Here is a 26,804-nt window from a genome sequence, read left to right on the forward strand (position 1 = left end):
CGCCGGGCGGATCGGAGTCGGCCGGTCGGCCGGTCAGCGCTGTCCCGGGAAGGCCACGGTGGTGGGCTTGTCGCCCAAGGCGATCCGCCAATCCGCGGCCCGTGATGCCGACCCGGTGAGCTGGTCGACACCGAGGGTCCGGGCAGAACCGGAATCGGCCTTCTCGAGCACCGAGCGATAGGCGACGGTGCAGTCGACCTCGGCGGCCAGCGCCGCCTTGGCGGCACTCACCGGGTCGTTCACCGTCAGCGGCAAGGTGTAGCCCGCCGCCGGTTCCGGAGGCGTACCACCGGCTTTGGTGAGCGCATCGTTGACGGCGTCGCGGGCTGCGCGGTGCGCGACGAGGTTGTCGTCGACCGTCGAGCGGCGGGACGCCGAGACGAACGCGGTGAGCACGCCGTAGGTGAAGATCGCCGCGTTCTCGGCATCTGCGGCGTCGGTCAGGGAGTCGGTGGTGGGACTCATGCCAGCTGAACCTCCGCGAGGGTTGTCGTCGAGGCGCTGATCGACCCGGCCAGACCGGCCGAGTACCCCGACAATGCGATGGCCGCCGTTCGCGCCGCCTTCGCCGACGAACTCAGAGATGAGCGCAGACCTTCCAGCGAGTTCGCCGCCTGGGTGGGTGTGCCGGGCGCAGCGGCACTCGACGAGGCGGTCCCGGACGGTTCGATCTGGCCGGTGAGGGTCTGGTCGAGTCGTGTGATCTCCTCGCGCAACGCCTGGGCGTGCTGCGCCCGCTGCTCGGCGATCACGCCGAGGGCCGCCGAATAGTCGGTCACCTGCGGGGCGAGAGCCCGCGCCGCGGCTGCGTCGGCCAGCGCCGAGCGTGCGAGGGGCAGCAGCGCCTGTGCGGTGGTCTCGGCGGGATCGGGTCCGCGATCGCACCCCGCCGCCACGGCGACGGTGACCACCCCGATGCCCGCGACGGCACTGCCCCGCAGCAGGGTTCGACGAGATACGCCGGCGGACCGGCCGGTCGGTTCATCGGGGTGCGGGAGACTCACCCGACACATGATGCCAGTCGGGCGTAGCCCGACGGTGGTCGCGGCACGCCCGTTCGTGCGCACTTCGTCGAGCCCCTGAGGTGTCCTCTACGATGGATGGGCGCCAGCGCAGCCGCACGGGCTGCACGCCACGGGTGAACCGGACAACTGAAGACGAGGGAGATCACGGTGACCATCGACCGGATGAGGGTCCGCGAACTCGTCGGTGAGTTCGTCACCGATCGCGGACTCGACCTCGAGGACGTGATCGTCTCGACCTCCGCGGGCACCGACGAGATCCGGGTGATCGTCGATTCCGACGCCGGCACCGACCTCGACCTGCTCGGTGAGTTGACCCGCGACATCTCCGACACGCTCGACGCCCACGACGATCTCTCCGACGACCCGTACACGCTGGAGGTCACCTCGCCGGGCGTCGGCCGGCCGCTCACCCTGCCACGGCATTGGCGGCGGGCACGTGGACGCAAGGTCGCGATCAGAGATGTCGACGGCGCCTCGATCACCGGGCGTATCGGCGCGCTCGACGACGAGGCCGTCGAGATCGTCGTCAATCACCGCGGGCGGATAGCCGTGGAATCTGTCCGCTTCGACGCCGTCGACCGCGCGGTCGTCGAGGTCGACTTCTCGCGTCCGAGTGTGGCCGAACTCACCCGGTGCGGCCTCGACGACGAGGAGATCGCGCGGCGTCGTGAACCCGGCACCGCAGAACTGTGAGCTACGCACCGAACTGTGAGATGTGCACCGAACTGTGGGATGTGCACCGATGGCGGGATACACCGAACCATGTGGGTCCGGCCATCGAGAACGACCATGTGACAAGTGAATACGCCGACAAGTGAATAGGAGTCCACGAGCAATGAACATCGACATCAACGCGCTGCGGATGATCGAGTCCGACAAGGGTATCCCGACCGATACGGTGATCACCGCGATCGAGACGGCACTGTTGACCGCCTACCGCCACACCGACGGATTCGCGCCGCACGCGCGGATCGACGTGAACCGCAAGACCGGTGCCGTCCGGGTGATGGCCCAGGAACTCGACGAGCACGGTGAGGTCGTCCACGAATACGACGACACCCCCGAGGGGTTCGGGCGTATCGCGGCGACCACCGCCCGGCAGGTCATCCTGCAACGGCTGCGTGACGCGGAGAACGAGAAGAGTTTCGGCGATCTCGTGGCCCACGAGGGTGAGATCGTCGGTGGCGTCGTGCAGCAGGATGCCCGGGCGAACGCCCGCGGCATGGTCGTGGTGCAGATCGGCAACGAGGCCAATGCCACCGAGGGCATCATCCCGTCCGCCGAGCAGGTTCCCGGTGAGACCTACACCCACGGCGATCGCATCAAGTGCTACGTGGTCGGCGTCAGCCGCGGACAGCGCGGACCACAGATCACCCTGTCGCGCACCCACCCCAATCTCGTGCGCAAGCTCTTCTCCCTGGAGGTGCCGGAGATCGAGGACGGGTCGGTGGAGATCGTGGCGGTGGCCCGAGAGGCCGGACACCGGTCGAAGATCGCCGTGCACACCGGCGTCAGTGGGCTCAATGCCAAGGGGGCGTGCATCGGGCCGATGGGCCAGCGGGTCCGCAACGTGATGAGTGAGCTCGCCGGGGAGAAGATCGACATCATCGACTTCGACACCGACCCGGCGGTGTTCGTCGGGAATGCGTTGTCACCGGCGAAGGTTGTCTCCGTCGAGGTCGTCGACCTCGCCGCCAAGGCAGCGCGGGTCGTGGTGCCGGATTACCAGTTGTCGCTGGCCATCGGCAAAGAAGGACAGAACGCGCGGCTCGCCGCGCGGCTGACCGGATGGCGCATCGACATCCGATCCGACGCCGACGACGCCCGAGCCGCCGGCTCGGGCACGCCCGGCGGCAGCCGATTGTCCTAGTCGCGGTCACTAGCGCTAGACTGAGCGATGGTTCAGCGAAAGCCGTCGACCTCGTCACCCGACGATGGCCGTCGGGGTCGTCCGATTCGGATGTGCATCGGATGTCGGTCCCGTACCGACATCACCGCACTGGTCCGCGTCGTCGCCCGAGAGGGTGCCGACGGGCCCACGATCGCGGTCGATCTCGCGAAGACCATGCCGGGACGGGGTGCGTGGCTGCATCCGCGGGAGGACTGTGTGTCCGCCGCGGTGCGGCGGCGAGCGTTCGCCCCGGCATTGAGGGCGTCGCGTCTCGTCGTGAACCCCGACGACCTCGTAGAAGTGTTCGGTGCAGAAGTGATCGGTGCAACAGCACCATCACCGACCACGGACGACAGCAGGCCCGATACCGGGCCGGAACAGGTAGCAGAAGACATGAGCACACCGTGAAGTCACCACGATGAGCACGTATCGGACGTAATCCGAGGCCGTAGCGGGCAGCCCGCTCGGCCTCCAAGTGAGGAGAGCAGTGGCAGGCAAGGCCCGCGTGCATGAACTGGCCAAGGAACTGGGCGTGACGAGCAAACAGGTGCTCGAGCGACTCAAGGAACAGGGCGAGTTCGTCAAATCCGCGTCGTCGACCGTCGAGGCCCCGGTGGCCCGTCGACTCCGCGAATCATTCCCGAACAAAGACGGCGGTTCGTCGGCGCCCAAGCCCGGCACCAACGGTTCCGCCCCCAAGCCCGGCGCGGGTCCGCGTCCGGGCGCCAAGCCCGGCGGCCCCAAGCCGGCACCGGCAGCCGAGCAGAAGGCCCCGGCTCGTACCGAGCAAACCCGTCCGGCCCCGCAGCCGGCCGCGGCCCCGGCGGCCCCGGCCCCCGCAGCTCCGACGCCCGCCGCCGCACAGGCGGCCCCGGCGACGCCGGCTGCACCGAAGCCGGCGGCCCCGACACCCGCGGCCGCCCAGCGGTCCGCGCCGCCCGCACAGCAGCCCGCACCGGCCCAGAAGCCGGGCGGACCGACGCCGGGACCGCGTCCCGGTGGTCCGAAGCCGGGCCCCCGTGCGCCGCGTGTCGGCAACAACCCGTACTCGTCGGCGCCCGCGCCGGCACCTCGACCCCCGGCCGGTCGTCCCGGCCCGGGCCAGGGCGGTCCCCGTCCCGGCGGTGGTCGTCCCGGTGCCCAGGGTGGCCGACCCGGCCCGGGCGGACCGCGTCCGGCTCCCGGTCAGGGCGGTCCCCGTCCGAGCCCGGGCAACATGCCCCCGCGCCCGAATCCGGGTGCGATGCCCAGTCGTGCCGCCCGTCCCGACGCCCGTCCGGGTGGTCGTAGCGGCGGCCCCGGTGGAAACCGCGGCGGCGGTGGCGGTGGATACCGCGGCGGCGGTGGCGGCGCTCCCGGTGGTGCTCCCGCCGGTGGTGGCGGTTTCCGCGGCCGTCCCGGTGGCGGCGGACGTGGCCGCGGCGGTGCCGCAGGCGCCTTCGGTCGACCCGGTGGTGCCCCGCGCAAGGGCCGTAAGTCGAAGCGGCAGAAGCGTCAGGAATACGATTCGATGCAGGCGCCGGCCGTCGGTGGCGTCCGGCTGCCGCGCGGCAACGGTGAGACCATCCGGCTCGCCCGCGGCGCATCGTTGTCGGACTTCGCCGACAAGATCGACGCCAACCCGGCATCGCTGGTCCAGGCGCTGTTCAATCTCGGTGAGATGGTCACCGCGACCGAGTCGGTCAATGACGAGACGCTCGAGCTGCTCGGTTCGGAGATGAACTACACCGTCCAGGTGGTCAGCCCCGAGGACGAGGACCGCGAGCTACTCGAGAGCTTCGACCTGAGCTACGGCGAGGACGAGGGCGACGAGGAAGATCTCGAGCAGCGTCCGCCGGTGGTGACCGTCATGGGTCACGTCGATCACGGTAAGACCCGACTGCTCGACACGATCCGTAACGCCAGTGTCCGCGAGGGCGAGGCCGGCGGCATCACCCAGCACATCGGTGCCTACCAGGTCAACACGCACCTCAACGGCGACGACCGGTTGATCACCTTCATCGACACCCCCGGTCACGAGGCGTTCACCGCCATGCGTGCCCGCGGTGCGAAGGCCACCGACATCGCGATCCTGGTGGTCGCGGCCGACGACGGCGTCATGCCGCAGACGGTGGAGGCCATCAACCACGCGCAGGCGGCCGATGTGCCGATCGTGGTGGCGGTCAACAAGATCGACAAGGAAGGCGCCGACCCGCAGAAGATCCGGGGTCAGCTCACCGAGTACGGCCTGATCCCCGAGGAGTACGGCGGTGAGGCGATGTTCGTCGACATCTCGGCCAAGCAGGGCACCAACATCGACGAACTGCTCGAAGCGGTGTTGCTGACCGCGGACGCGTCGCTCGACCTGCGTGCCAATCCCGACATGGACGCCCAGGGCGTGGCCATCGAGGCCCACCTCGACCGCGGACGTGGACCGGTGGCGACCGTGCTCATTCAGCGCGGCACGCTGCACGTCGGCGATTCGATCGTTGCCGGTGACGCCTACGGTCGTGTGCGTCGCATGGTCGACGAGCACGGCGACGACATCGAGGCGGCTCTGCCGTCGCGGCCGGTGCAGGTCATCGGCTTCACCTCGGTGCCCGGTGCCGGTGACAACCTGCTCGTCGTCGAAGAAGACCGCATCGCGCGTCAGATCGCCGACCGCCGCAATGCGCGCAAGCGCAACGCGCTGGCCGCACGCAGCCGCAAGCGGATCAGCCTCGAGGACCTCGATTCGGCGCTGAAGGAAACCAGCCAGCTGAACCTGATCCTCAAGGGCGACAACTCCGGTACCGTCGAGGCCCTCGAAGAGGCGCTGCTCGGTATCGACATGGGTGATGAGGTCTCGTTGCGGGTCATCGACCGCGGTGTCGGTGGTGTCACCGAGACCAACGTGAACCTGGCCGCGGCCTCGGACGCGATCATCATCGGATTCAACGTCCGAGCGGAGGGCAAGGCGACCGAGCTGGCCAACCGCGAGGGTGTCGACATCCGGTACTACTCGGTGATCTACCAGGCGATCGACGAGATCGAGAGTGCGCTCAAGGGCATGCTCAAGCCGATCTACGAAGAGGTGGAACTCGGCCGCGCCGAGATCCGCGCGATCTTCAAGTCGTCGAAGGTCGGCAACATCGCCGGCTGTCTGGTGCAGTCGGGCATCGTGCGCCGCAACGCCAAGGCACGTCTGCTGCGTGACAACGTGGTCGTCGCGGAGAACCTCACCATCGCCTCGCTCAAGCGGGAGAAGGACGATGCGACCGAGGTACGCGAGGGCTATGAATGTGGTCTCACACTGACGTACAGCGACATCAAGGTCGACGACGTCATCGAGTCCTATGAGCTCCAGGAGAAGCCGCGCGACTGACGCGTACCACTCTCGAGTGCTCCCCTTCCGCGAGCGTGCCGCCCAGGCACCACGCGGGAGGGGAGCGCCTTTCGATCCCTTCGGGAAGGACAATCATGGCTGATCCGGCACGAGCACAACGGCTGGCCAAGCGGATCTCGTCGATCGTCGCGTCGGCGATCTCGCACGACATCAAGGACCCGCGGCTGGCCCATGTGACCATCACCGACGCGCGCGTCACCGGTGACCTGCATGACGCGACGGTCTTCTACACGGTGATGGGCGAGACCCTGGACACCGAGCCGGACTACGAGGCCGCCGCGGCCGGTCTGGCGAAGGCGACCGGAATCCTGCGGTCCAAGGTCGGCGCGGGCACCGGGGTGCGTTTCACCCCGACGCTCACCTTCGTCCTCGACACCGTTCCCGACGCCGCGCGGCACATGGAGGAGTTGGTGGCGCGAGCGCGGGCGAGTGATGAACTCGTCGCGCGGCGTGCCGCCGAGGCGAGGCCGGCGGGTGAGGCCGATCCCTACCGGGTGCCCGGTCACGACGAACCCGAGCATGGTGACCCCGAACTTGATGACCCCGAGCATGGTGACAAGGACGGCGATCACGCGTGACCGCAGCCTCGAGTGCGGCGATCGCGCAGTCCATCCGGCAGGTCGCCGACGACAACGGTCCGGTGACCATCCTGTGTCACGTCCGACCCGACGCCGACACCATCGGCAGCGGGTTGGCGCTCGGGTTGGCGCTCGATCGGCTCGGGGTGGACGTGGAGGTCGCCCATCCCGGCCCGGAGTCGCTCCCGGAGGCCTTCGCCGATCTGCCCGGGCACAAGTTGCTCGTCGATCCGGCGGCCCTGCGAGGCAGTCGGTTGGTGGTGTCGGTCGACGCCGCGAGCCGCCCGCGGCTCGGTGAACTCGAGTCGCACTTCACCGGGGCCGAGACCACGATCGTCATCGATCACCACGCGTCGAACACCGGTTTCGGCGACCTTGACTTCGTCGATCCGCACGCCGACTGCACCGCGGTGCTCGTCCTGCGCGTACTCGACGACCTCGGCGTCGATCTCGATGAGGACATCGCGACCTGTCTGTACGCAGGTCTGACCACCGACACCGGGTCGTTCCGCTGGGCGTGCCCGGAGTCGTTCCGGGTGGCTGCCCGGCTCGTCGACGCCGGTGTGGACTCCCGGACGTGGAGTCGCCGGCTGCTCGACACGCATCCGTTCGGCTGGCTCGGCATGGTGTCGGAGATTCTCGCCACCGCAACGCTCGACCGAACTGCTTGTGGTGGTGAGGGATTGGTGTATGCCGTGGTGACCCACCGGGCGTTGGCCGGGATGAGCTGGGAAGAGTCGGAGAGCGTCATCGACATCGTCCGAACCACCGCCGAAGCCGAGGTCGCCGCGGTGTTCAAGGAGATCGACGCCGGTGAGTGGACGGTGTCGTTGCGCTCCAAGAGCACCGTCGATCTGGTCCCCATCGCCCGCACCCATGGCGGCGGCGGACATCGCCTCGCCTCCGGCTACAGCGACACGGGTACGGCCGACGAGGTGATCGATCGCCTTCGGCGATCCCTGTGACCGAACGCAACGCCCCTGATCCCGAGGCCGCACACCCGGAGGACGCAGGCCCGGATGCCGGTGTGCTCGATGCCGGTGTGCTCGATGCCGGAGTGCGTCGGGTCGGCATACTGACCGTCTCGGCTCTCGCGGTACTGATCGCACCGCCGCTGTATCTGCTGTTGGATCTCGCGGTGGTCGGTCGGCTGGGTGGCGACGAGTTGGCCGCGCTCGCCGTGGCGACTCTGGTGCTGTCGATCATCAGCACGCAGTTGACGTTCTTGTCCTACGGCACGACCGCACGGTCGGCCCGCAGGTACGGAGCCGGTGACCGTCCGGGTGCGATCGCCGAGGGCGTGCAGGCGAGTTGGATAGCGGTGGCCGTGGGGCTGGTGATCATCGCCGTCGCGTGGCCGATTGCGCCGTATGTGATGTCGGCGCTGGTGGGCGACGCCTCGTCGTCGTCGGCGGTCGTGGCCGCCGATGCGACGCAGTGGGTGCGGGTCGCGGTGTTCGGTGTGCCCCTGATCCTGCTGTCGATGGCCGGCAACGGCTGGATGCGCGGGGTTCAGGAGACACGTCGACCCATCATCTATGTGGTTGTCGGGCTGGCGATCTCGGCGGTGCTCGTCGTCGGTCTGGTACACGGACTGTGGTTCTTCCCGCGGCTCGGCATCATCGGCAGCGCCGTCGCCAACGTGATCGGGCAGTCGATCACCGGGCTGTTGTTCGCCGCGCGCGTGGTGCGTGAGCAACTGGTGAGCGTGCGGTCTTCGGCTGCCGAGGAGTCGGGCAGTGTGTTCGCGGCCTTCGCACCGAACCGCCAGATGATCGCAGCGCAACTGGTGATGGCCCGCGACCTCATCGTGCGCAGTCTGTCGTTCCAGATCTGTTTCATCTCCGCGGCGGCGGTGGCCGCCCGATTCGGTGTCGCGCAGGTGGCCGCACACCAACTGGTGCTTCAGCTCTGGGAATTCATGTCGCTGTTCCTCGATTCGGTGGCCATCGCCGCCCAGGCCCTCGTCGGGGCAGCACTGGGTGCGGGATCGGTGACCATCGCACGCTCGGTCGCCCGGCGGGTGACCCTGGTCTCGGTGATCGCCGCCGCGGTGATGGCCGCGGTGTTCGCGGCGGGCGCGACGTCGCTACCCAAGGTGTTCACCTCCGACACGGTGGTGCTCGACGCGATCGGGGTGCCCTGGTGGTTCTTCGTGGCGATGCTGCCGATCGCCGGCGTCGTGTTCGCCCTCGACGGCGTACTGCTCGGCAGCGGCGACGCAGCCTTCTTGCGCACGGCAACCCTCGTCGCCGCACTCGTCGGCTTCCTCCCGCTGATCTGGATGTCGCTGATCTTCGACTGGGGACTGGCCGGAGTGTGGAGTGGGCTGGTGGTGTTCATGATCGCCCGACTGGTCGCGGTGTGTCTGCGGATCGCCTCGGGACGCTGGCATCGCGTGGGCGCGACGACACCGGCGGGCAGCCGGGCCGATCAGGTGCCGGGCGGCGGCTGAGTGGGTGGCGGACCTGGCCACGCCTGCGGTGGCGGGGTGGGCCAGGCCGGCGGTGGCTGAGAGGGCCATAGAGGCTGCTGCCCAGGCCACGATGGCTGCCCGGATGTGGCCGGTGACGAGGGTGGCCACGGTGCTTGGACGCCCTGGGCTCCCCACGTGGCGGTCGGGCCCGCGGAGGGCGGGGTCGGTCGGTTCCGTCGGATGGCGAGGCCGATGGCGTCGCACGCCCACACAGCGAGGACTCCCGCGATGATGAACGCCGCCTGAACAGACATGTAGGCGAACCACCACCACGTGGGGGTGTAGTCGTGGTGTTCGAACCACGAGTACGGCACGTCCGGCAGGTGATAATTGAGCACCCACGTCGCGACCGCCGCAACTCCGACCGTCGGGATCACACCGATCCACGCGAAGGCTGTCGCGCGCCGGGCGAGACTCCATCCACCGATCGCTCCGATGAGGAACAACGGAGTGCCGATGTTCGCAATCGTTTCGTACCAGTCGTACAAGTGGAAGTCGTTCACGAGGAACAGTGCGTCGAGCCCGTGACTGATGGTCAGTAGGACGAAGGCGATCAAGGCGCCGAGTATGCCGCGTACTAGGGTCCGTCCCCAGAGCGCGAGTATGACGACGAAGAGTAGATAGATCACCGTCCACGCGATGAAGTTCGCCCAAGAACCGGTGAAATTGCGGTCGGTGACGATGAGGATCACCAGCGACAGCCCCCACAGGAGGACGGTGATCGCCGCACTGATCAGCACTCGCACCCACCACGGGCCGCGCCCGCCGGGCATCCGCGAACCGACGGCCGGCGCCGGCACTGCGGGGACCGCGGGAGGGTGGGGATAACTCATGGTCGGCATCATGGCACGTCGCCGCGACATCTTCAGGCAAGGGCATCGTGCCGGGCGCCGCCGGACATGACAGCGCATGGCACGATGGATCCTCGTGGCTACTCTCTGGGCGATCAGCGATCTGCACGTCGCACATCGGGGCAACGAGCACATCCTCGACCAGATCCGGCCGAGGACCTCGGACGACTGGTTGATCGTGGCCGGTGACGTCTCCGAACGCACCGATGACATCGTCGAGACCCTGCGCCGGCTGCGCGCTCGTTTCCACACCGTCGTGTGGGTACCGGGCAATCACGAGCTCTACACGACGGCCAAGGATCCGCTGCAGGTGTTCGGGGTGGCCCGCTACGACTATCTCGTGCAAGCGTGCCGGGACATGGGGATCGTGACGCCCGAGGACATCTATCCGCTGTTCGATCCCGGTGACGGCTCTGCGCCGGTACGGGTGGTCCCCATGTTCCTGCTCTACGACTACACCTTTCGGCCCGAGGGCACCTCGACCGCGTTGGCGGCATTGGCACTGGCACGGGAACGCAATGTGGTCGCCACGGACGAATTCCTGCTGTCCCCGGAGCCTTTCCCGACCCGCGACGCGTGGGGGCGTGCCCGCGTGGCGGCCACCCGGGCACGTCTGGAGGCGCTCGACCCGACCGAGCGGACGATCCTGATCAATCATTGGCCGTTGCGGCGGGAACCGACCGACACCCTGATGTATCCGGAGTTCGCGCTGTGGTGCGGAACCACCGAGACCGCCGACTGGCACACCCGGTTCAACGCCGCCTGTTGCGTGTACGGGCATCTGCACATCCCGCGGACCACCTTCTACGACCTCGTGCGGTTCGAGGAGGTGTCGGTCGGCTACCCGCGCGAATGGAAGCGCCGCGGGCTGCCCGAACCGTTGCTGCGTCAGATCGCACCGGATCCCGGTCTGCGCGAAGAGGATCTGCCGCCGCATGGTGCCCGATTCGAGCTGCCGCCCGACTACGAGCGTCGCGCCGAGGAGTTCGCCCGGCGACTCGAACAGCGCCGCGCCGAACAGGCCGCCCGGCGCGCCGAACGATCGACGAACGACACCCGGAGGGACCAACCGTGATCGAGAAGTTGTTGCCCACCGGGGTGGCCTCGGCGGAATCGTTCGGTGACCCACCGGATCTCACCCCGCTACCGGGGGAGGAGTCACTGATCTCGCGGGCCGTGGAGAAGCGCCGACGCGAATTCACCACCGCACGCCACTGTGCTCGTCAGGCGTTGGGGCAGCTCGGTATCGAGCCGGTTGCGATCATGCGGGGCGAACGCGGAATGCCGCTGTGGCCGGAGCAGGTGGTCGGTAGCCTCACCCACTGCGACGGGTACCGGGCGGCGACGGTTGCCTACGCGATGGCGGTGCGCTCACTGGGCATCGATGCCGAACCACATGACGCGTTGCCCGACGGTGTCATCGACCACACCAGTCTCCCCGCCGAACGGCAGGTACTCGCCGAGCGTCCCGACACGCTGCATTGGGACCGATTGTTGTTCTGCGCCAAGGAGGCAACGTACAAGGCGTGGTTTCCACTGACCCAGCGGTGGCTGGGTTTCGAGGATGCGCACATCACCGTCGAGCAGGACCGAGGTGCCGACGTCCCCATGGGCACCTTCACCTCCCGCATCCTGATCGACGGCCGGACCGTCGACGGGGGGAGTCCGCTCTCGGAGTTCCACGGCCGGTGGATGATTGATCGTGGTCTCATCGTCACCGTGATCGCGGTGCTCTGATGGCCGACGCCTCCATCGAGAACGCCGGACTGGTCATCGTCGACAAGGCGGCCGGTATCACCAGTCACGACGTGGTGTCGCGGTGCCGCAAGATCTTCAACACACGTCGGGTCGGACATGCAGGCACTCTGGACCCGATGGCGACCGGTGTTCTCGTCGTCGGTGTGGAACGGGCCACCAAGCTCCTGGGTCTGCTGTCGCTGACCACCAAGTCGTACACGGCGACGATCCGTCTGGGGGCGGCCACCGACACCGATGATCGCGAGGGTCAGGTCATCAGTCGCGGGCCCGTCTCGGAGATCGGCGATGACGAGATCACCAGTGCGGTCGCCGATCTCACCGGTGACATTTCCCAGGTCCCGGCCAAGGTCAGTGCGATCAAGGTCGATGGGCAACGCGCACATGCGTTGGCCCGCACCGGCGCCGAGTTCGATCTCGCGGCACGTCCGGTGACCGTCTCACGATTCGAGATCGGGGCGATCCGGCGGCCCGACGACGACGGCGGCGAGGCCGGGTTCCTCGATCTCGACGTCGAGGTCGACTGTTCGGCCGGTACTTACATCCGGTCTCTGGCACGTGATCTCGGCGATGCCCTCGGCTCCGGCGGCCACCTGACCGCCCTGCGGCGCACCGCGGTGGGGCCGTTCACCCTGGAGCACGCCCGAACCCTCGACGTCCTCGCCGAGACCCCCGAGTTGTCACTGACGATCGACCAGGCGGCACTGTTATCGTTCCCACGTCGCGACATCGACGACGACGAAGCCGAGTCGATCAGTCAGGGACGTTGGCTTGTTCCGTTGGGCCTCAAGGGAATTCACGTCGGCGTCGATCCGCGCGGGCAGGCCATCGCATTGATCGAGGAGAAGGGTAGACGCGCCAGTTCGGTGATGGTGGTGCGACCGGCGACATTGCGCTGACCCTGCGATGGGTGAACCTGCAATCGCGTCCGGTCTGCGTCGGTCGAGTGTGACGGCGCATCGAGTTCGGATGCGCCGGTGGTCAGCTCGCCGTCACCAGGTAGATCGCCCGCGCGGCGATGTCGCCGAGATCGATCGGCGTGCCGTCGTCGACGCTGATCGCGATGGTCCCGGCGAACGGCCGCTTCTCGACGACGGTCACCGTGCAGTCGAGTGCGACACCCATCTGGTCGAAGTAGCGCAACATCTCCGGATCGGTGTCGGAGATGCGGGCGATGGTTCCGGAGTCGCCGACGTCGAGGTCGGCGAGCGAATCGGCGTCCGGGGTGGGCACCGCACCGTCGACCGTGGGGATGGGGTCGCCGTGCGGATCCCGGCTCGGGTAACCGAGTTTGGCGTCCAGGCGCGCCATCAGGCGGTCGGACACGGCATGTTCGAGGACTTCGGCCTCGTCGTGCACCTCGTCCCAGCCGTATCCGAGTTCGCGCACCAGGAAGGTCTCGAGCAGTCGGTGGCGACGCACCATCAGGATCGCCGCGTTGCGACCCTCATCGGTGAGAGTGACCGCGCCATAACGCTCATGGGAGACCAGGCCCTGATCGGCGAGTTTGCGGATCGATTCCGAGGCGGTCGAGGCCGACACTCCCATCTTGTCGGCGAGCAATTTGGTGGTGACCTTCACATCGGCCCATTCCTGCGAGGTCCAGATGACCTTCAGATAGTCCTGGGTCACGGTCGACAGCGTGGTCACCGCAGGCGGCGATTCGCTGTCCCCGGCGGCGGGGGACAGTCCTCTGTTGGGCATGCTGCTCAGCTTATGTGTCGATCCCCCCGGACGCGAAGAAGCCCGGTCGACAGCCATGAGCGCGGTGCGAACTGCGGTGGCGACACCCGGGGTTCACGACGCTCGAGGGCATCGGTCACCGGAGGTTCACACAGTCCGGGCGGTGCTGGTACGGCGCGGCCGGTGGCCGTAGTGTTGTCGGCGTGTTGCGTTGGAGAGGTCTGGAGGACGTCCCCGCGGATTGGGGTCGGTGTGTGGTCACGATCGGTGTCTTCGACGGCGTTCACCGCGGCCACGCGGAGTTGATCAGCGCCGCGACGCGCGCCGCCCGAGACCGCGGCGTGCCCGCGGTGCTGATGACGTTCGACCCGCACCCCGCCGAGGTCGTGCGTGCGGGCACCCATCCGCCGCAGCTGACCACCCTGACGCGCCGGGCCGAGCTCGCCGAGCAACTGGGCATCGATGTGTTCTGTGTGATGCCCTTCACCCCCGAACTCGCCGCGCGCACACCGAAAGACTTCGCGCACGATGTGCTCGTCGAGCGCCTGCACGCCGCCGACGTCGTCGTCGGTGCCAACTTCACGTTCGGCAAGAAGGCCGCCGGCGATGTCGCCAAACTCACCGAGCTCGGCGCCAAGTTCGGGTTCGAGGTGCAGGCGGTGTCATTGTTCGGCGAACACGCCGTGACCTACTCCTCTACCTACATCCGGTCGTGTGTGGCCGCCGGGGACGTCGAGCGGGCGACGGAGGCACTCGGGCGCCCACACCGGGTGGAGGGAGTCGTGGTCCGCGGAGACGGGCGAGGGCGTGAATTGGGTTATCCCACAGCCAATGTCGCACCGCCGATGCATGCGGCGATCCCGGCCGACGGGGTGTATGCCGCGTGGTTCACCGTGCTCGGGGCCGGTCCGGTGGTCGGCCAGGTGATCCCCGGCGAGCGGTACGAGGCCGCGGTGTCGGTGGGCACCAACCCCACCTTCTCCGGGCGGACCCGCACCGTCGAGGCCTTCGTCCTCGACACCAGCGCCGATCTCTACGGCCAGCACGTCGCCGTCGACTTCGTCAGCCACATCCGCCCGATGGAGCAGTTCGACAGCATCGACGGGCTCCTCGAGGCGATGGCCGACGACGTGGAGAAGACGCGCGCCATTCTCGCCGCCTCCGATCAGTGAGCGCAGCGCGCAGCGATTTGGGCGCCGAGGTTCACCGCTGGTAAATTGGCGGACCGGCGTTGCTGCAGTCCGCGGTGGCGCGCCGCCCCGTATCGGCCCCGGTGGGCTCGGTCGAGGAATGACATTGTCGCGGTACTGAGAAACAGGAGTATTTCATGGCACTGACTGCTGCCGAGAAGAAAGAAATCCTCGGCCAGTACGGTCTGCACGAGACCGATACCGGCTCGCCCGAGGCGCAGGTCGCGCTGCTGACCAAGCGCATCACCGACCTCACCGAGCACCTCAAGGAGCACAAGCACGATCACCACAGCCGCCGTGGGCTGCTGTTGCTGGTCGGTCGCCGTCGTCGCCTCCTGAAGTACGTCGCGAAGGTCGACATCGCGCGCTACCGCTCGCTCATCGAGCGCCTCGGCCTGCGTCGCTGACCTCCTCGTCGCGTCGAGGTCATCAGACATCAGGAGAACCGGTCGCCCTCGGGGGCGACCGGTTCTTGCTGTGTCAGTGGTCGTCGTGTCGATGGACTTTGTCGTGTCAATGATAAGGTGGCGTCGGAACGCCGCCGTGACGTGCGAGTCCGCGGAAGTGATGACGAGTCAGATCGGTCCTCGGTAGTGGCCGCCGGAACACGAGGTTCCGGCCGCTTCGATCGAAGGCCGTCTGAGCAAAGGGTGCGCATACGAGCGCGCCGATCACCTCCCGCCGACGATCTCACCCACGCGTGTTCCGGGCTTGCCGCCCACGCGGACACCGACACGTGCAGCCAAGCATGATCGCCGTGTCGTCGCGCCGCGGGCAGCCCCTATCCGCATAGAGAAGGCCGCCGGAAATCGCGGCCACCCACGGCCGCCGGATGCGGCCGCAACGAAGGGATCAACACCCCACATGTCCGATGTGACCACCACCGAGGATTTCGCCGACTACGACGAAACCATCACCGAGGCCACCGCCGTGATCGACAACGGCAGCTTCGGTACCCGCACCATCCGCTTCGAGACCGGACGCCTCGCCCTGCAGGCCGCCGGCTCGGTGACCGCCTATCTCGACGACGAGACCATGCTCCTGTCGACCACCGCGGCGTCCAAGCACCCCAAGGAGCACTTCGACTTCTTCCCGCTCACCGTCGACGTCGAGGAGCGGATGTACGCCGCCGGGCGTATCCCCGGATCGTTCTTCCGCCGTGAGGGCCGTCCGTCCACCGACGCGATCCTGACCTGCCGGCTGATCGACCGCCCGCTGCGCCCGTCCTTCGTCGACGGCCTGCGCAACGAGATCCAGGTCGTCGTCACCGTGCTCTCGCTCGATCCGAAGGATCTCTACGACGTCGTCGCGATCAACGCGGCGTCGGCGTCCACGCAGCTCGCCGGGCTGCCCTTCTCCGGTCCCGTCGGCGGCGTGCGCGTCGCCCTCATCCCGACCGAGGAGAACAAGGCAGGCCAGTGGGTCGCGTTCCCGACCGCCGAACAGCTCGAGGGCGCGGTGTTCGACATGGTCGTCGCCGGTCGCATCGTCTCCGGCGAGGGTGATTCCGCCGACGTCGCGATCATGATGGTCGAGGCCGAGGCGACCGAGAACGTCATCGAGATCATCGCCGGTGGCGCGCAGGCGCCGACCGAGGCGATCGTCGCCGAGGGTCTCGAGGCCGCCAAACCGTTCATCGCCCGCCTCTGTGAGGCGCAGAAGTCCCTCGCGGCGGCCGCCGCCAAGGAGACCGGCCAGTTCCCGCTCTTCCCGCCGTACGAGTCCGACGTCTTCGACGCCGTGTCGGCCGCCGCGAGCGAGAAGCTCGCTGCGGTCCTCTCGATCGCCGGCAAGCAGGAGCGCGACGACAAGACCGACGAGCTCAAGGAACAGATCCTCACCCAGCTCGCCGAGCAGTTCGAGGGCCGGGAGAAGGAAATCGGCGCGGCATTCCGCTCGGTGACCAAAAAGCTTGTGCGCCAGCGTATTTTGACCGATCACTTCCGTATCGACGGACGTGGCATCACCGACATCCGCTCGCTCTCGGCCGAGGTCGCGGTGATCCCGCGGGCCCACGGCAGCGCCTTGTTCGAGCGCGGCGAGACCCAGATCCTGGGCGTCACCACCCTCGACATGGTCAAGATGGCCCAGCAGATCGACTCGCTGACCCCCGAGACCTCCAAGCGCTACATGCACCACTACAACTTCCCGCCGTACTCGACCGGTGAGACCGGTCGCGTCGGTTCGCCGAAGCGTCGCGAGATCGGTCACGGCGCGCTCGCCGAGCGTGCCCTGGTGCCGGTGATCCCGAGCGTCGAGGAGTTCCCGTACGCGATCCGTCAGGTCTCCGAGGCATTGAGCTCCAACGGCTCGACCTCGATGGGCTCGGTGTGCGCCTCCACCATGTCGTTGCTCAATGCCGGTGTGCCGCTGCGTGCCCCGGTTGCCGGCATCGCCATGGGGCTGGTGTCCGACACCATCGACGGCGAAACCCGTTACGTCGCACTGACCGACATCCTCGGCGCCGAGGATGCCTTCGGAGACATGGACTTCAAGGTCGCGGGCACCAAGGACTTCGTGACCGCGCTGCAGCTCGACACCAAGCTCGACGGCATCCCCAGCCAGGTTCTCGCCGGTGCGTTGACCCAGGCCAAGGACGCCCGGCTGACCATCCTCGATGTGATGGCCGAGGCGATCGACGAGCCCGACGAGATGAGCCCGTACGCGCCGCGGATCACCACCATCAAGATCCCGATGGACAAGATCGGCGAGTTGATCGGCCCCAAGGGCAAGACGATCAACACCATCACCGAGGAGACCGGCGCCAACATCTCCATCGAGGACGACGGCACCGTGTTCATCGGTGCGTCCGACGGTGAGTCGGCGCAGGCGGCGATCGACCGCGTCAACGCGATCGCCAACCCGCAGCTGCCCAAGGTGGGCGAGCGGTTCCTGGGCACCGTGGTCAAGACCACCGCGTTCGGTGCCTTCGTGTCGCTGCTGCCCGGCCGCGACGGCCTCGTGCACATCTCCAAGCTCGGTAAGGGCAAGCGCATCAACAAGGTCGAGGACGTGGTGAACGTCGGCTCCAAGTTGCAGGTGGAGATCGCCGACATCGATGAGCGCGGCAAGATCAGCCTCATCCCCGTCGACGACGACGCCAAGGCCGCCCCGGCCGAGGAGAAGGCCTCCGCCGACGCCTGATCGTCGGATCGGATCGGCCCACCGGCCCGTTCCCGCCTCGGCGGGGGCGGGCCGGTGTCGTCGGTGCCGGTGTCGTGAATGCCGCCACAGGTTCTGTGAGTGTGTGTCAGTAGCCTGGCGGTCGTGTGCTTGATCCTGTTCGCCCTCGCGGTCGACCCGTCCCATCGCCTCGTCCTCGCCGCCAACCGTGACGAGTTTCATCAACGGCGCAGCGCCGCGGTGCACCGGTGGGACGATCTGCCGGTGATCGGTGGACGCGATCTCGAGGCGGGTGGTACCTGGCTCGGTCTCGCACCCGACGGGCACCGGCTGGCCGCGGTGACCAATGTGCGTGACGGGATCGCACAACCGCAGCCGGACAAGCGTTCTCGTGGTGGACTGCCCGTCGACTTCGTGACCGGTACGGGCAGTGCCGCCGATGCCGCGGCAGCCCTTGTCGCGACGGCCGACCGCTATGCCCCGGTGAATCTGCTCGTCGACGACGGAGCCGAGATGTGGTGGGCCACCAACCATCTCGAACCCCGTGCCATGCGGGTGGAGCCGGGAATCCACGGGTTGTCCAACGGGGCACTAGACGAGCCGTGGCCGAAGGTGACGTCCGGGATCGCACAGCTGACCGGCGCGCTGACGTCATCTGACCCGTCGTCGTCCGACCCCGAAGCACTGCTCGACGCCCTGCACGACACCACCGTCGCCGACGACGCCGCGCTGCCGCACACGGGGGTTCCGCTCGACAGCGAGCGCGCACTGTCGGCGATGTTCGTCGACATGGGGGAGTACGGCACCCGGGCCAGTACGGTGGTTCGGATCGCCCCCGACGGCCATGGCGACATCACCGAACGCCGCTACACCCCCGACCAAGGTCCCTCCACCGCGGTGATCACCATCTGATAGCTCGCCACCGGGCTAGATTGCTCGGGTGACCCACGCCGTCCTGGATGTCCTGCCGATCGCCGTCGCCCTGCTCATGGCCTCCCTGCCCCTGGTGATGGTGAGCATGGCGTTGGTCATCAAGCGCACGAGCGTGATCGGATGGTGCTTTCTGCTCGGTTGGCTGACCGGTCTCGCCGCGGTGCTCGTGGTGCTCATCGCGATCGTCGACGTCGGCTCGCTCTCCGGCGGCTCGGGGCCCGCGATGGGCATCGTGGGACTGGTCGCGGGTCTCGCGTTGTTCGGATGGGGAATCCGCAAGTGGCAGAAGGCATGGACGACCGATGGCGCCGAGAGCGAGGTCCCGGGGTGGTACTCGATGATCGAGGAGATCGGTGCCGCGAAGGCCGCCGCATCGGGATTCGGTCTGGCGGCCCTCAACCCGAAGAATCTGCTCATCACGGTGTCGGCGGCCGCCGCGATCGCCGAGGCCACCGCCGACGTCGGGGCTCAGGCGGTGGCGATCGTCGTGTTCGTCCTTGTCGGCAGTCTTGCGGTGGCCGCACCGACAATCGCCACGAGCATTGCCGGCGAGCGCGCCGAACCGACACTGGCGCGACTCGACGCGCTGATCACCCGGCACAATGCGCTGATCGTCGGCACGGTGCTGATCGTGCTGGGCTTTGTGGTGATCACCAATGGGCTGGAGGCGCTGTGACGTCTCACGTCGACGCCTGCGCCCCATCGAGGGAGCGCAGGCGTCGGCGTGCCGAGATCGTCTGGTGATCTCCTCAGTGCGCGGAGAACGGATTCGCGGTGACCGGGATATCCAGGGCGGCACCGACTTCCGGGGTGAAGAGGTGTCCGTCGTGGGTCGACAGTCCGGCGGCCAGCGAGGCGTCGTCGCGGCAGGCCGCCTCCCACCCCTTGTCGGCCAGGCGCAGCACGTACGGCAGGGTGGCGCCGGTGAGGGCCTGGGTCGAGGTGCGCGCAACCGTGCCGGGCATGTTGGCCACGCAGTAGAAGACGCTGTCGTGCACGGTGAAGGTCGGATCGTCGTGGGTGGTGGGGCATGAATCCTCGAAGCAGCCGCCCTGATCGATCGCGATGTCGACCAGCACCGAGCCGGGCTTCATCTGTGCGACAAGGCTGTTGGGTACCAGGACCGGGGCCTTGGCGCCCGGGACGAGAACCGCGCCGATGACCAGATCGGCCTGCTTGATCGCCTCGGCCAGGGCCAGCGACGTGGAGTAACGGGTGTGCACCCGACCACCGAAGCGTGCGTCGATCGCGCGCAGCTTGGTGATGTCGAGATCGAAGACGGTGACCTGGGCGCCCATGCCCATGGCGATGGTCGCAGCGTTCACGCCGCTGACCCCACCGCCGATGACGACGACGTCGGCCGGTTCGGTTCCGGGAACGCCGCCCATGAGGACTCCGCGGCCACCTTCGGACCGCATCAGGTGATAGGCGCCGACCTGCGGGGCGAGCCGACCCGCGACCTCACTCATCGGGGCCAGCAACGGGAGCGAGCCGTCGGCGGCACGGACGGTCTCGTAGGCGATCGAGGTGGTCTTCGACGCGAGCAGCGCGTCGGTGCACGGACGGCTGGCGGCGAGGTGCAGATAGGTGAACAGGGTTTGCCCGGCGCGCATCCGCGAGTATTCGGCGGCGATGGGCTCCTTGACCTTGAGGATCATCTCGGCTTGGTCCCAGACCTGATCGGCGGTCGAGAGGATCTGCGCCCCGGCCTCCTTGAAGTCGTTGTCGGAGATCGCCGATCCGAGTCCGGCGCCGGCCTCGACGACCACCTCGTGGCCGCGGTGGGTCAGCTCGGCGACTCCGGCCGGGGTGGCGGCGACGCGGTACTCGTTGTTCTTGATCTCGGTGGGGATGCCGATACGCATGACGGGTTCTCCTTGACGGTGGTGGTCTGTGGCGCCGACGGTGATGAGCGTCGACCAGGAATGCTCATGGCTGAATGTTCCTCGATGAACTAGCCTCAAGAGTGAAGTAACTTCGGAATCGATACAAGTGACATGAACATGATTCTTGAACTCGTCGGTATGCCGAAGATCCGTCGACCAGGAGGTATTGGATGCCCGACTCGCCGAAGGATGTTCGGCCACAGCTCGACGAGGTCGATCGTCAATTGCTGCGGCACCTGCAGACCGATGCCCGCGTGACCAACAGCGACCTCGCCGCGCGCGTCGGAATCGCCGCATCGACCTGCCACGGTCGCGTCCGACGACTGCGGGATCTCGGCGTGATCCGCGGCTTCTTCGCCGATGTCGATCCGGCGGCGGTGGGTCGCCCGCTGCGTGCGATGGTCGCAGTCAGCCTGCAATCGGATGCCCGCGGTCAGATCCGGAAGTTCGTCGGCGAGATCACCGGCCATGACGAGGTGATCGACGTGTTCTTCCTCGCCGGCTCCGACGATTACCTGCTGCACGTCGCGACCGCCGACACCGAGGAACTGCGTCGCTTCGTGGAGATGCTCAATGCCCGGCGAGAGGTCGCGGGCACGACGACCTCACTGGTGTTCGACCACCGACGCGGCGACGCGCCGATCTACTGACCCGTCTGCGCACCGGTGATTCGACGTCCTCGTCCACCGGGGCGCGGCGCCTGCGGGCGGGCCCGTCGACCCGTCCCCATAGACTTGACGCGGGCCCAACCGGGTCGTACGCGGCAACCCGTCGAGGAAAGGCTGACATGGCGCAGGGCATCAGGGTTGGGGTTTTCGGCTCCAACGGCAAGGTCGGCAAGGCGATCGTGTCGGGCGTCGAGGCGGCCGACGACCTCACCTACACCGTCGGTGTCGACAAGGGCGACGCCCCGGAGTTCTTCACCGACACCGACACCCAGGTCGTCGTCGACTTCACCCACCCCGACGTGGTGATGGACAACCTGAAGTTCCTCATCGGCAACGGGATTCACGCCGTGGTCGGGACCACCGGCTTCACCGACGAGCGCCTGGCGCAGGTACGCGAATGGCTGGCCGAGGCACCCGGCGTGGGGGTGCTCATCGCGCCGAACTTCGCGATCGGCGCAGTTCTGTGCATGCGCTTCGCCCAACAGGCCGCCCGCTTCTACGACTCCGTCGAGGTGATCGAACTGCACCACGCGGCCAAGGCCGACGCCCCCTCGGGCACCGCCTATCGCACCGCGTCGTTGATCGCCGAGGCCCGCGCGGCCGCCGGCGTCGGCCCCAGCCCCGACGCCACGACCGCCGAACTCGACGGTGCGCGCGGTGCCGAGGTCGACGGTGTGCGCGTGCACTCGGTGCGCCTCGCCGGTCTCGTCGCCCACCAGGAGGTCCTGCTCGGCACGGAGGGCGAGACCCTGACCATCCGTCACGACTCGCTGGATCGCACGTCGTTCGTCCCGGGTGTGCTGCTCGGCGTGCGCAGCATCGGTGACCGGCCGGGTCTGACCGTCGGTCTCGACGACCTCATGGACCTGTAGGGCGCCGCTCATGGCTCCCGACCCCGATCCGTCCCGTTCCGATCCGGCCCGATCGGATGCGGAACAGTCGTCCGCGCGGCCCAAGAAGGCCCGCGAGCGCGACGCCCGCCCGATCGTGTGGATGATCGCATTTCTCGTCATCGCGATGTGCGTGTACTTCGTGCTGCTCGGGAAGCGTGGCGTCGACCTGATCACCAGCGGGACCGCGGCCGGCATCGGCATCGGGATCGGCGTGTTGATCCTGCCGTTCCTGGGGATCTGGATGATCGTGGCCACCCTGCGGGCCGGTATTGAGCATCAGCGGCTGGCGCGCGCGATCGCCGAGGAGGGACGTGAACTCGACGTCTCCGACATGCCGCGCCGACCGTCCGGCCGCATCGAACGCGATGCCGCCGACGCGCTGTTCGCCCAGGTGCGCCAGGAGTGGGAGGCCGACCCGAATGACTGGCGCAACACCTACCGCATCGCCCGCGCCTACGACTACGCCGGCGACCGGAGCCGCGCCCGGGAAATGATGAAACGTGCTGTCGCGCAATACCGCGGGCGAGTGTGATGGCAACACTGCTGATCGTGCACCACACCCCGTCGCCGCACTGTCAGGCGATGTTCGAGGCAGTCGTCTCCGGTGCCACCGATCCCGACATCACCGGAGTCGAGGTGATGCGCCGGGCGGCGCTGTCGGTGTCGGCCAGTGACTTCCTCGACGCGGACGGCTACGTATTGGGGAGCCCGGCAAACCTCGGCTCGATCTCGGGTGCCCTCAAGCATTTGAGTTGCGATAACCCCGCTATTACGTGTTCTTGGAGGTCGGCGGCATGAAGCGCTTGCTGATCATCCATCACACGCCCTCGCCGCACTGTCAGGCGATGTTCGAGGCGGTCGTGAGCGGTGCGACCGACCCGGAGATCGAGGGCGTCGAGGTGGTGCGCCGGGCGGCGCTGTCGGTGTCGACGAGCGACTTCCTCGACGCGGACGGCTACGTGCTGGGCAGCCCGGCGAACCTCGGCTCGATTTCAGGTGCTCTCAAGCACGCCTTCGACTGTTCGTACTACCAGATCCTCGACTCGACGCGGGGCCGACCGTTCGGGCTGTACCTGCACGGCAACGAGGGCACCGAGGGTGCGGAGACCGCTGTCGACCGGATCACCGCCGGGCTCGGCTGGGAGAAGGCCGCCGAGTACGTCATCGCGTCGAACAAGCCCGACAAGACGGTGCTGGAGCGGTGCTGGGAGCTGGGGGCGACGGTCGCCGCCGGTCTGATGGGGTAGGCACCGCGTCACTGCGGTTGCCACCCGTCATTGAGGTCCTTATCGTGGGCCGAGGCCACGTAGCCGACTGCCTCGACGACCGCCGGGCACACGGCGTTCATCGCCTCGCCGAGCTGTAACCAGCGCTCTGCCCCGGTGGGGTCAACGTAGTGAAAGACCTGCTCGAACGCGAACACCGGCATGAGGTCGACAGCACCTCTATCAGCGGGTCGCGCGAACTCAACACGCGCGAGGACTCCGCCCGCCTCGACAATTCCCTCGTACACGTTCGACTTCACGCCGCCGGGTGGTGCCGGTGAGACGCGCACCTCGGCCATCCGAACTGCGTTGTTGGCCACCACGTTTAGCAGTCGATGTTTGTCAGTGTTCGAGAGGTGCTGGAGCACGTGCAGTGGGTGCAGTTTGTCAGCGCCTGCGTGGTACGGCTGTTGGGACTCGAACACCTTGGTGACGGTCGGGCCGTACCACTTCTTCCGTTTGCCAATCCACTTCTCGAACGACGCCTCGGAGGGTCTGAGTGGAAACTCCACCTCGCGTGGGTTGTTCGCCTGAATTCGCGACGGCGTGATAGCCCAGACCGCGTGGTCCATTGCGGCTCTGAGGTTGTGGATGACGTCGCCCATGAGCAGTGACGACCTCGTGTAGTCGGGGACTTCATCGAGCGTCCACTCAGCCCACACGATGGGCTCCGACGCCTCAGACATGTTGCTGCGTCGGGAGTACTTCTTCTCGGCGGTGAGCAGTTCTTCGAGTAGGTCCCGCAGCTCATCTCGAATCTCGAATGCGCGCTCGATCTTGTCCAGGCCCGGCAGGCGCGCGCTCTCGCTCTCACTCATGCGCAGAGCGTATCCGCTGCGGCTGCCCCCACCGCCGCTATCGTCGCCGGTGGGTGTCGAGGCCATCCATCGTCACCTTCCACACCGCTCCCGGTGACCGATCTCCCGCCGGGGGCGGTGTGCCCGTCGTGTGTCCGTCACTCGGATCAATTTCGTCCATCCGGGCCCGTTGTCGTAGTGGCGGTGTATCTGTATGCCATGACTCTGACAGTGCCCGACGACATCCCGCGCTTCCGCTACATGCGTTACGTTCGGCCTCCCGCAAAGACGACCGGGACCCAGCGCGACGCACAGCCGCTGTTCCCGATCCAGCCAAGCACTCGCAAGATGCGCGTTGGCATTGACGTCGAGACCTTGCCAGAACCAACTTCGGAACTCTTGAGGGTTGTCGGTCGGGACGAAGAGGTTGAGCCGATCTTGATGGTCCAGAACGATGCTGGCGAACCGACAGGGTGGCTTCGCGCCCTCGGCTCTAGCGAGTGGTACGAGTTCACATTCACCACCGTGGAGGACGCCCCGAAGTTCGCCGACGCATCCACTGTTGGCATCTCCGGCTATCGAGACGGCGAGCGCTGGCTGGGGACTTCGGGGAACTTCTTCAGCATCTACGCGCAGCTCGATGAAGCAGCTCGCAAGGCATATTCGGACGACGATGGCCTGACCCTTGCCGATCGGCATAGAGCGTCGGCACTGGCAGCGGCTGCCGGTGCTGTTGGCGTAGACGTCGTCGTGACGACGGCTCCGACCGCGCTGCGCGACGACGTGGCCGACAACGATTCAGTCATCAGTGTCACCCCCGATCAGCTGCTACCCCTGTTTGGTCATTACCTTCGCAGCACAGGAAACCACGTGCTGGAATCGGAGAAAGGTGGATTGCAGGGGGGAGGTACGTATGTCCGGAAGTACAACGCCACATCCGTTGCCGACCTTTACCTTGCTGGTATTGACGCTTCGGTACCGCATCTCACTGCGATACGCCTGATGGCCACGATGGGCCGTGACTCTGATCTCGTCGAGTCCATGGCCGCGATAGCGCTGCGCCTCAGCCGTGCAGCGCGAGCAGTCGACAATCTCCTCGCTGCACTCAGTAACGGCAGCTCATCTGAGATGCAGCGGTCGGATACTGCCGAAACCACCGCAGAGGCATTCGACCGAATCTTGCTGTATCTCTGTGCGGCGATGGACAGATACGCTCGTGTGACCCAAACGTTGTTCGACACGAGTCTGAATCCGGACAAGCAGCGTGGTTCGCTCACCTCGACGGTCGAATTGCGTTCAGTGATCGAGAAGTTCGAACCGACCGACACATCGGAACTCGAAGCGCTCGGGGCGTATGCGCGGGTTATCGGTCAGCTACGAAACCGTATCCATGCGCTGCCGCTCGATACGCAGCACCAGCTATCTCGGGGCTACGGTTCGTCGACAACGGTGGCGGTGACTCTGGACGGCCTCGCTGAGTTTGATCCGGACAGCACACCGCTGAACCAGGACCAACTAGACCGCTTAGGAGTTTGGAACGCACAGTCCTCAAATCCCTTTGAACCACGTTCATATGCCGCTGATCTAGCGACACTGGCGACCACGTTGTTCAAAGAAACGCTCCGATATGTCGAGGAGTTCTCACGTTTCCTCATCCGCAATAAGACTCTGGCGACGATCACAACTGTGCAGCACCCAGTGCTGGGCTGTTGGGCGGACGATCCACGCCCGATGCCAGATGCGACCGGGAATGAGGTGCTGTATCGGGAGATGCTGGGGTGGGCGGACTTTGGGTAGTAGGTGGTCGCTCGGCGCGAACGCGATGGATCAGGCTCGCACGCCTGCCGGGGTGATCCCGAAGGTGCCTGGCGTCGCACCGCTCCTGATGTTGGCGAGTGCGAACGATCGCGCGTCGGCGTCGTCGAGGGGCAGGAACAGTGCGCGGTCGACGTCGGGCTGCGAGATCTTGCCATCGGTGTAGAGCTGGTGTGCGAGGCCGGTGATCGAGCCCCAACAGTTCGCCACCAGTCGGGGTACCTGCCCGCTGTGGTCGCCCGATTCGCGGATGGCGCGGGCGTCGAAGGCGTGGCGATCGAGCTGGAGGCGCAGCCCGCGCGAGGTGGGCGGTCCGCCGTGCCGTGCGAACGCCTCGGCGTAGGGACCGGCGAAGCAGATGTCGGCGCGGCGCTGGTCGGTGAAGGTGGTCTTGTAGGTCACTCGGCCACCGCTGTCGGGGTCGTCGGGGGTGAGTACCGCTGACGAGATCTCGCCGCCGTAGATGGTGGCGATGACGGCGTGGGCGGCCTCGTGGATGGCGGTGGCGAAGCGGTCGCGCCGTGCCTTGGTGGCCTTCATTTCTGCACTGCTCCTGGAGGATTGAGGTTGACCGACGCCGGTCTGGCGGCCCACAGCCAAGCCCAGACCGG

The 26,804-nt window shown here is 67.3% G+C and carries 27 protein-coding genes and 2 pseudogenes; 22 read left to right on the forward strand and 7 right to left on the reverse strand.

Annotated elements, in window-relative coordinates:
- Positions 1-33: 33 nt before the first annotated feature.
- Both J6U32_RS14305 and J6U32_RS14310 read right to left on the reverse strand, forming a co-directional pair.
- A complete protein-coding gene (locus J6U32_RS14305) occupies positions 34-465 on the reverse strand; it encodes a ferritin-like domain-containing protein (protein ID WP_208790934.1) in 432 nt (143 codons plus the stop codon).
- Positions 462-1,013, reverse strand: a complete 552-nt coding sequence (locus J6U32_RS14310; RefSeq protein WP_208790935.1) for a hypothetical protein — start codon at positions 1,011-1,013, stop codon at positions 462-464. Before J6U32_RS14310 ends, J6U32_RS14305 begins: the two co-directional genes overlap by 4 nt.
- A 159-nt stretch (positions 1,014-1,172) precedes the next feature.
- Here J6U32_RS14310 and rimP point away from each other — a divergent pair, with 159 nt between their 5' ends.
- The 8 genes and pseudogenes from rimP to J6U32_RS14345 all read left to right on the forward strand — a co-directional run bounded on the left by rimP (position 1,173) and on the right by J6U32_RS14345 (position 9,313).
- The gene (gene rimP / locus J6U32_RS14315) at positions 1,173-1,718 is read left to right on the forward strand and encodes a ribosome maturation factor RimP (protein ID WP_208790936.1); all 546 of its coding nucleotides are present in this window, start codon (positions 1,173-1,175) and stop codon (positions 1,716-1,718) included.
- A 142-nt stretch (positions 1,719-1,860) separates the two neighbouring features.
- Positions 1,861-2,895, forward strand: coding sequence for a transcription termination factor NusA (nusA, locus tag J6U32_RS14320; RefSeq protein ID WP_208790937.1), 1,035 nt, complete (start codon positions 1,861-1,863; stop codon positions 2,893-2,895).
- A gap of 90 nt (positions 2,896-2,985) precedes the next feature.
- Positions 2,986-3,123 (forward strand): annotated as a pseudogene (locus tag J6U32_RS27425) (YlxR family protein); the annotation flags it as partial.
- A 69-nt stretch (positions 3,124-3,192) separates the two neighbouring features.
- A complete protein-coding gene (locus J6U32_RS27670) occupies positions 3,193-3,324 on the forward strand; it encodes a hypothetical protein (RefSeq protein WP_280118991.1) in 132 nt (43 codons plus the stop codon).
- A 79-nt stretch (positions 3,325-3,403) separates the two neighbouring features.
- Positions 3,404-6,259, forward strand: coding sequence for a translation initiation factor IF-2 (infB, locus tag J6U32_RS14330; RefSeq protein ID WP_208790939.1), 2,856 nt, complete (start codon positions 3,404-3,406; stop codon positions 6,257-6,259).
- A 95-nt stretch (positions 6,260-6,354) separates the two neighbouring features.
- Entirely contained in the window at positions 6,355-6,858 is a 504-nt protein-coding gene (gene rbfA, locus J6U32_RS14335) for a 30S ribosome-binding factor RbfA (protein WP_208790940.1), read from the forward strand.
- Positions 6,855-7,823, forward strand: a complete 969-nt coding sequence (locus J6U32_RS14340; RefSeq protein WP_208790941.1) for a DHH family phosphoesterase — start codon at positions 6,855-6,857, stop codon at positions 7,821-7,823. Before rbfA ends, J6U32_RS14340 begins: the two co-directional genes overlap by 4 nt.
- The gene (locus J6U32_RS14345; protein ID WP_208790942.1) at positions 7,820-9,313 is read left to right on the forward strand and encodes an MATE family efflux transporter; all 1,494 of its coding nucleotides are present in this window, start codon (positions 7,820-7,822) and stop codon (positions 9,311-9,313) included. Before J6U32_RS14340 ends, J6U32_RS14345 begins: the two co-directional genes overlap by 4 nt.
- Here J6U32_RS14345 and J6U32_RS14350 read toward each other — a convergent pair.
- Complete coding sequence (locus J6U32_RS14350) at positions 9,292-10,167, reverse strand: hypothetical protein (protein ID WP_208790943.1); 876 nt, start codon at positions 10,165-10,167, stop codon at positions 9,292-9,294. The two genes, J6U32_RS14345 and J6U32_RS14350, sit on opposite strands and share 22 nt — an antisense overlap.
- A 94-nt stretch (positions 10,168-10,261) precedes the next feature.
- Here J6U32_RS14350 and J6U32_RS14355 point away from each other — a divergent pair, with 94 nt between their 5' ends.
- From J6U32_RS14355 to truB, 3 genes are read left to right on the forward strand one after another with little or no spacing between them, the layout of a single operon-like run.
- The gene (locus J6U32_RS14355; RefSeq protein WP_208790944.1) at positions 10,262-11,260 is read left to right on the forward strand and encodes a metallophosphoesterase; all 999 of its coding nucleotides are present in this window, start codon (positions 10,262-10,264) and stop codon (positions 11,258-11,260) included.
- Positions 11,257-11,922, forward strand: coding sequence for a 4'-phosphopantetheinyl transferase family protein (locus tag J6U32_RS14360; RefSeq protein ID WP_208790945.1), 666 nt, complete (start codon positions 11,257-11,259; stop codon positions 11,920-11,922). The genes J6U32_RS14355 and J6U32_RS14360 overlap by 4 nt, the downstream gene beginning before the upstream one ends.
- Positions 11,922-12,839 carry a tRNA pseudouridine(55) synthase TruB gene (truB, locus tag J6U32_RS14365; RefSeq protein ID WP_208790946.1) on the forward strand — a complete coding sequence of 306 codons (918 nt, stop codon included), beginning with the start codon at positions 11,922-11,924 and terminating at the stop codon, positions 12,837-12,839. The genes J6U32_RS14360 and truB overlap by 1 nt, the downstream gene beginning before the upstream one ends.
- An 82-nt stretch (positions 12,840-12,921) precedes the next feature.
- On the opposite strand, the gene J6U32_RS14370 is transcribed toward truB, so the two are convergent.
- The gene (locus tag J6U32_RS14370) at positions 12,922-13,644 is read right to left on the reverse strand and encodes a metal-dependent transcriptional regulator (RefSeq protein WP_244331966.1); all 723 of its coding nucleotides are present in this window, start codon (positions 13,642-13,644) and stop codon (positions 12,922-12,924) included.
- 182 nt (positions 13,645-13,826) lie between these two features.
- Between J6U32_RS14370 and J6U32_RS14375 the strand changes: the two genes are divergently transcribed.
- The 5 genes from J6U32_RS14375 to J6U32_RS14395 all read left to right on the forward strand — a co-directional run bounded on the left by J6U32_RS14375 (position 13,827) and on the right by J6U32_RS14395 (position 19,545).
- Positions 13,827-14,795: a bifunctional riboflavin kinase/FAD synthetase gene (locus tag J6U32_RS14375; RefSeq protein ID WP_208790947.1), complete on the forward strand. Its 969-nt coding sequence runs from the start codon at positions 13,827-13,829 to the stop codon at positions 14,793-14,795.
- 155 nt (positions 14,796-14,950) lie between these two features.
- Complete coding sequence (gene rpsO, locus J6U32_RS14380) at positions 14,951-15,220, forward strand: 30S ribosomal protein S15 (RefSeq protein WP_208790948.1); 270 nt, start codon at positions 14,951-14,953, stop codon at positions 15,218-15,220.
- Positions 15,221-15,677: 457 nt separating this feature from the next.
- Entirely contained in the window at positions 15,678-17,957 is a 2,280-nt protein-coding gene (locus J6U32_RS14385) for a polyribonucleotide nucleotidyltransferase (protein ID WP_208790949.1), read from the forward strand.
- A 123-nt stretch (positions 17,958-18,080) separates the two neighbouring features.
- Positions 18,081-18,848, forward strand: coding sequence for an NRDE family protein (locus tag J6U32_RS14390; RefSeq protein WP_208796126.1), 768 nt, complete (start codon positions 18,081-18,083; stop codon positions 18,846-18,848).
- A 28-nt stretch (positions 18,849-18,876) separates the two neighbouring features.
- On the forward strand, positions 18,877-19,545 hold the full coding sequence (locus J6U32_RS14395; RefSeq protein WP_208790950.1) for a GAP family protein: 669 nt from the start codon (positions 18,877-18,879) through the stop codon (positions 19,543-19,545).
- 73 nt (positions 19,546-19,618) lie between these two features.
- Here J6U32_RS14395 and ald read toward each other — a convergent pair whose 3' ends face one another.
- On the reverse strand, positions 19,619-20,734 hold the full coding sequence (gene ald, locus J6U32_RS14400; RefSeq protein ID WP_208790951.1) for an alanine dehydrogenase: 1,116 nt from the start codon (positions 20,732-20,734) through the stop codon (positions 19,619-19,621).
- 191 nt (positions 20,735-20,925) lie between these two features.
- On the opposite strand from ald, the gene J6U32_RS14405 reads away from it, so the two are divergent.
- The 5 genes and pseudogenes from J6U32_RS14405 to J6U32_RS14425 all read left to right on the forward strand — a co-directional run bounded on the left by J6U32_RS14405 (position 20,926) and on the right by J6U32_RS14425 (position 23,563).
- The gene (locus J6U32_RS14405; RefSeq protein WP_014359793.1) at positions 20,926-21,405 is read left to right on the forward strand and encodes an Lrp/AsnC family transcriptional regulator; all 480 of its coding nucleotides are present in this window, start codon (positions 20,926-20,928) and stop codon (positions 21,403-21,405) included.
- A 137-nt stretch (positions 21,406-21,542) separates the two neighbouring features.
- Complete coding sequence (gene dapB, locus J6U32_RS14410) at positions 21,543-22,295, forward strand: 4-hydroxy-tetrahydrodipicolinate reductase (RefSeq protein WP_208790952.1); 753 nt, start codon at positions 21,543-21,545, stop codon at positions 22,293-22,295.
- 10 nt (positions 22,296-22,305) lie between these two features.
- Complete coding sequence (locus tag J6U32_RS14415) at positions 22,306-22,848, forward strand: hypothetical protein (protein ID WP_208790953.1); 543 nt, start codon at positions 22,306-22,308, stop codon at positions 22,846-22,848.
- Positions 22,848-23,063: pseudogene (locus J6U32_RS14420) on the forward strand (flavodoxin family protein); the annotation flags it as partial. The gene J6U32_RS14415 and the pseudogene J6U32_RS14420, both read left to right, overlap by 1 nt.
- A gap of 47 nt (positions 23,064-23,110) precedes the next feature.
- A complete protein-coding gene (locus J6U32_RS14425; RefSeq protein ID WP_208790954.1) occupies positions 23,111-23,563 on the forward strand; it encodes a flavodoxin family protein in 453 nt (150 codons plus the stop codon).
- Between the two features lie 8 nt (positions 23,564-23,571).
- Here J6U32_RS14425 and J6U32_RS14430 read toward each other — a convergent pair whose 3' ends face one another.
- Positions 23,572-24,399: a hypothetical protein gene (locus J6U32_RS14430; protein WP_208790955.1), complete on the reverse strand. Its 828-nt coding sequence runs from the start codon at positions 24,397-24,399 to the stop codon at positions 23,572-23,574.
- A 183-nt stretch (positions 24,400-24,582) separates the two neighbouring features.
- Between J6U32_RS14430 and J6U32_RS14435 the strand changes: the two genes are divergently transcribed.
- On the forward strand, positions 24,583-26,175 hold the full coding sequence (locus J6U32_RS14435; RefSeq protein WP_244331968.1) for a hypothetical protein: 1,593 nt from the start codon (positions 24,583-24,585) through the stop codon (positions 26,173-26,175).
- A 30-nt stretch (positions 26,176-26,205) separates the two neighbouring features.
- On the opposite strand, the gene J6U32_RS14440 is transcribed toward J6U32_RS14435, so the two are convergent.
- Entirely contained in the window at positions 26,206-26,733 is a 528-nt protein-coding gene (locus tag J6U32_RS14440; RefSeq protein ID WP_208790956.1) for a hypothetical protein, read from the reverse strand.
- Positions 26,734-26,804 lie beyond the last annotated feature (71 nt).

This window comes from Gordonia polyisoprenivorans, from assembly GCF_017654315.1.
GTDB lineage: Bacteria > Actinomycetota > Actinomycetes > Mycobacteriales > Mycobacteriaceae > Gordonia > Gordonia polyisoprenivorans_A.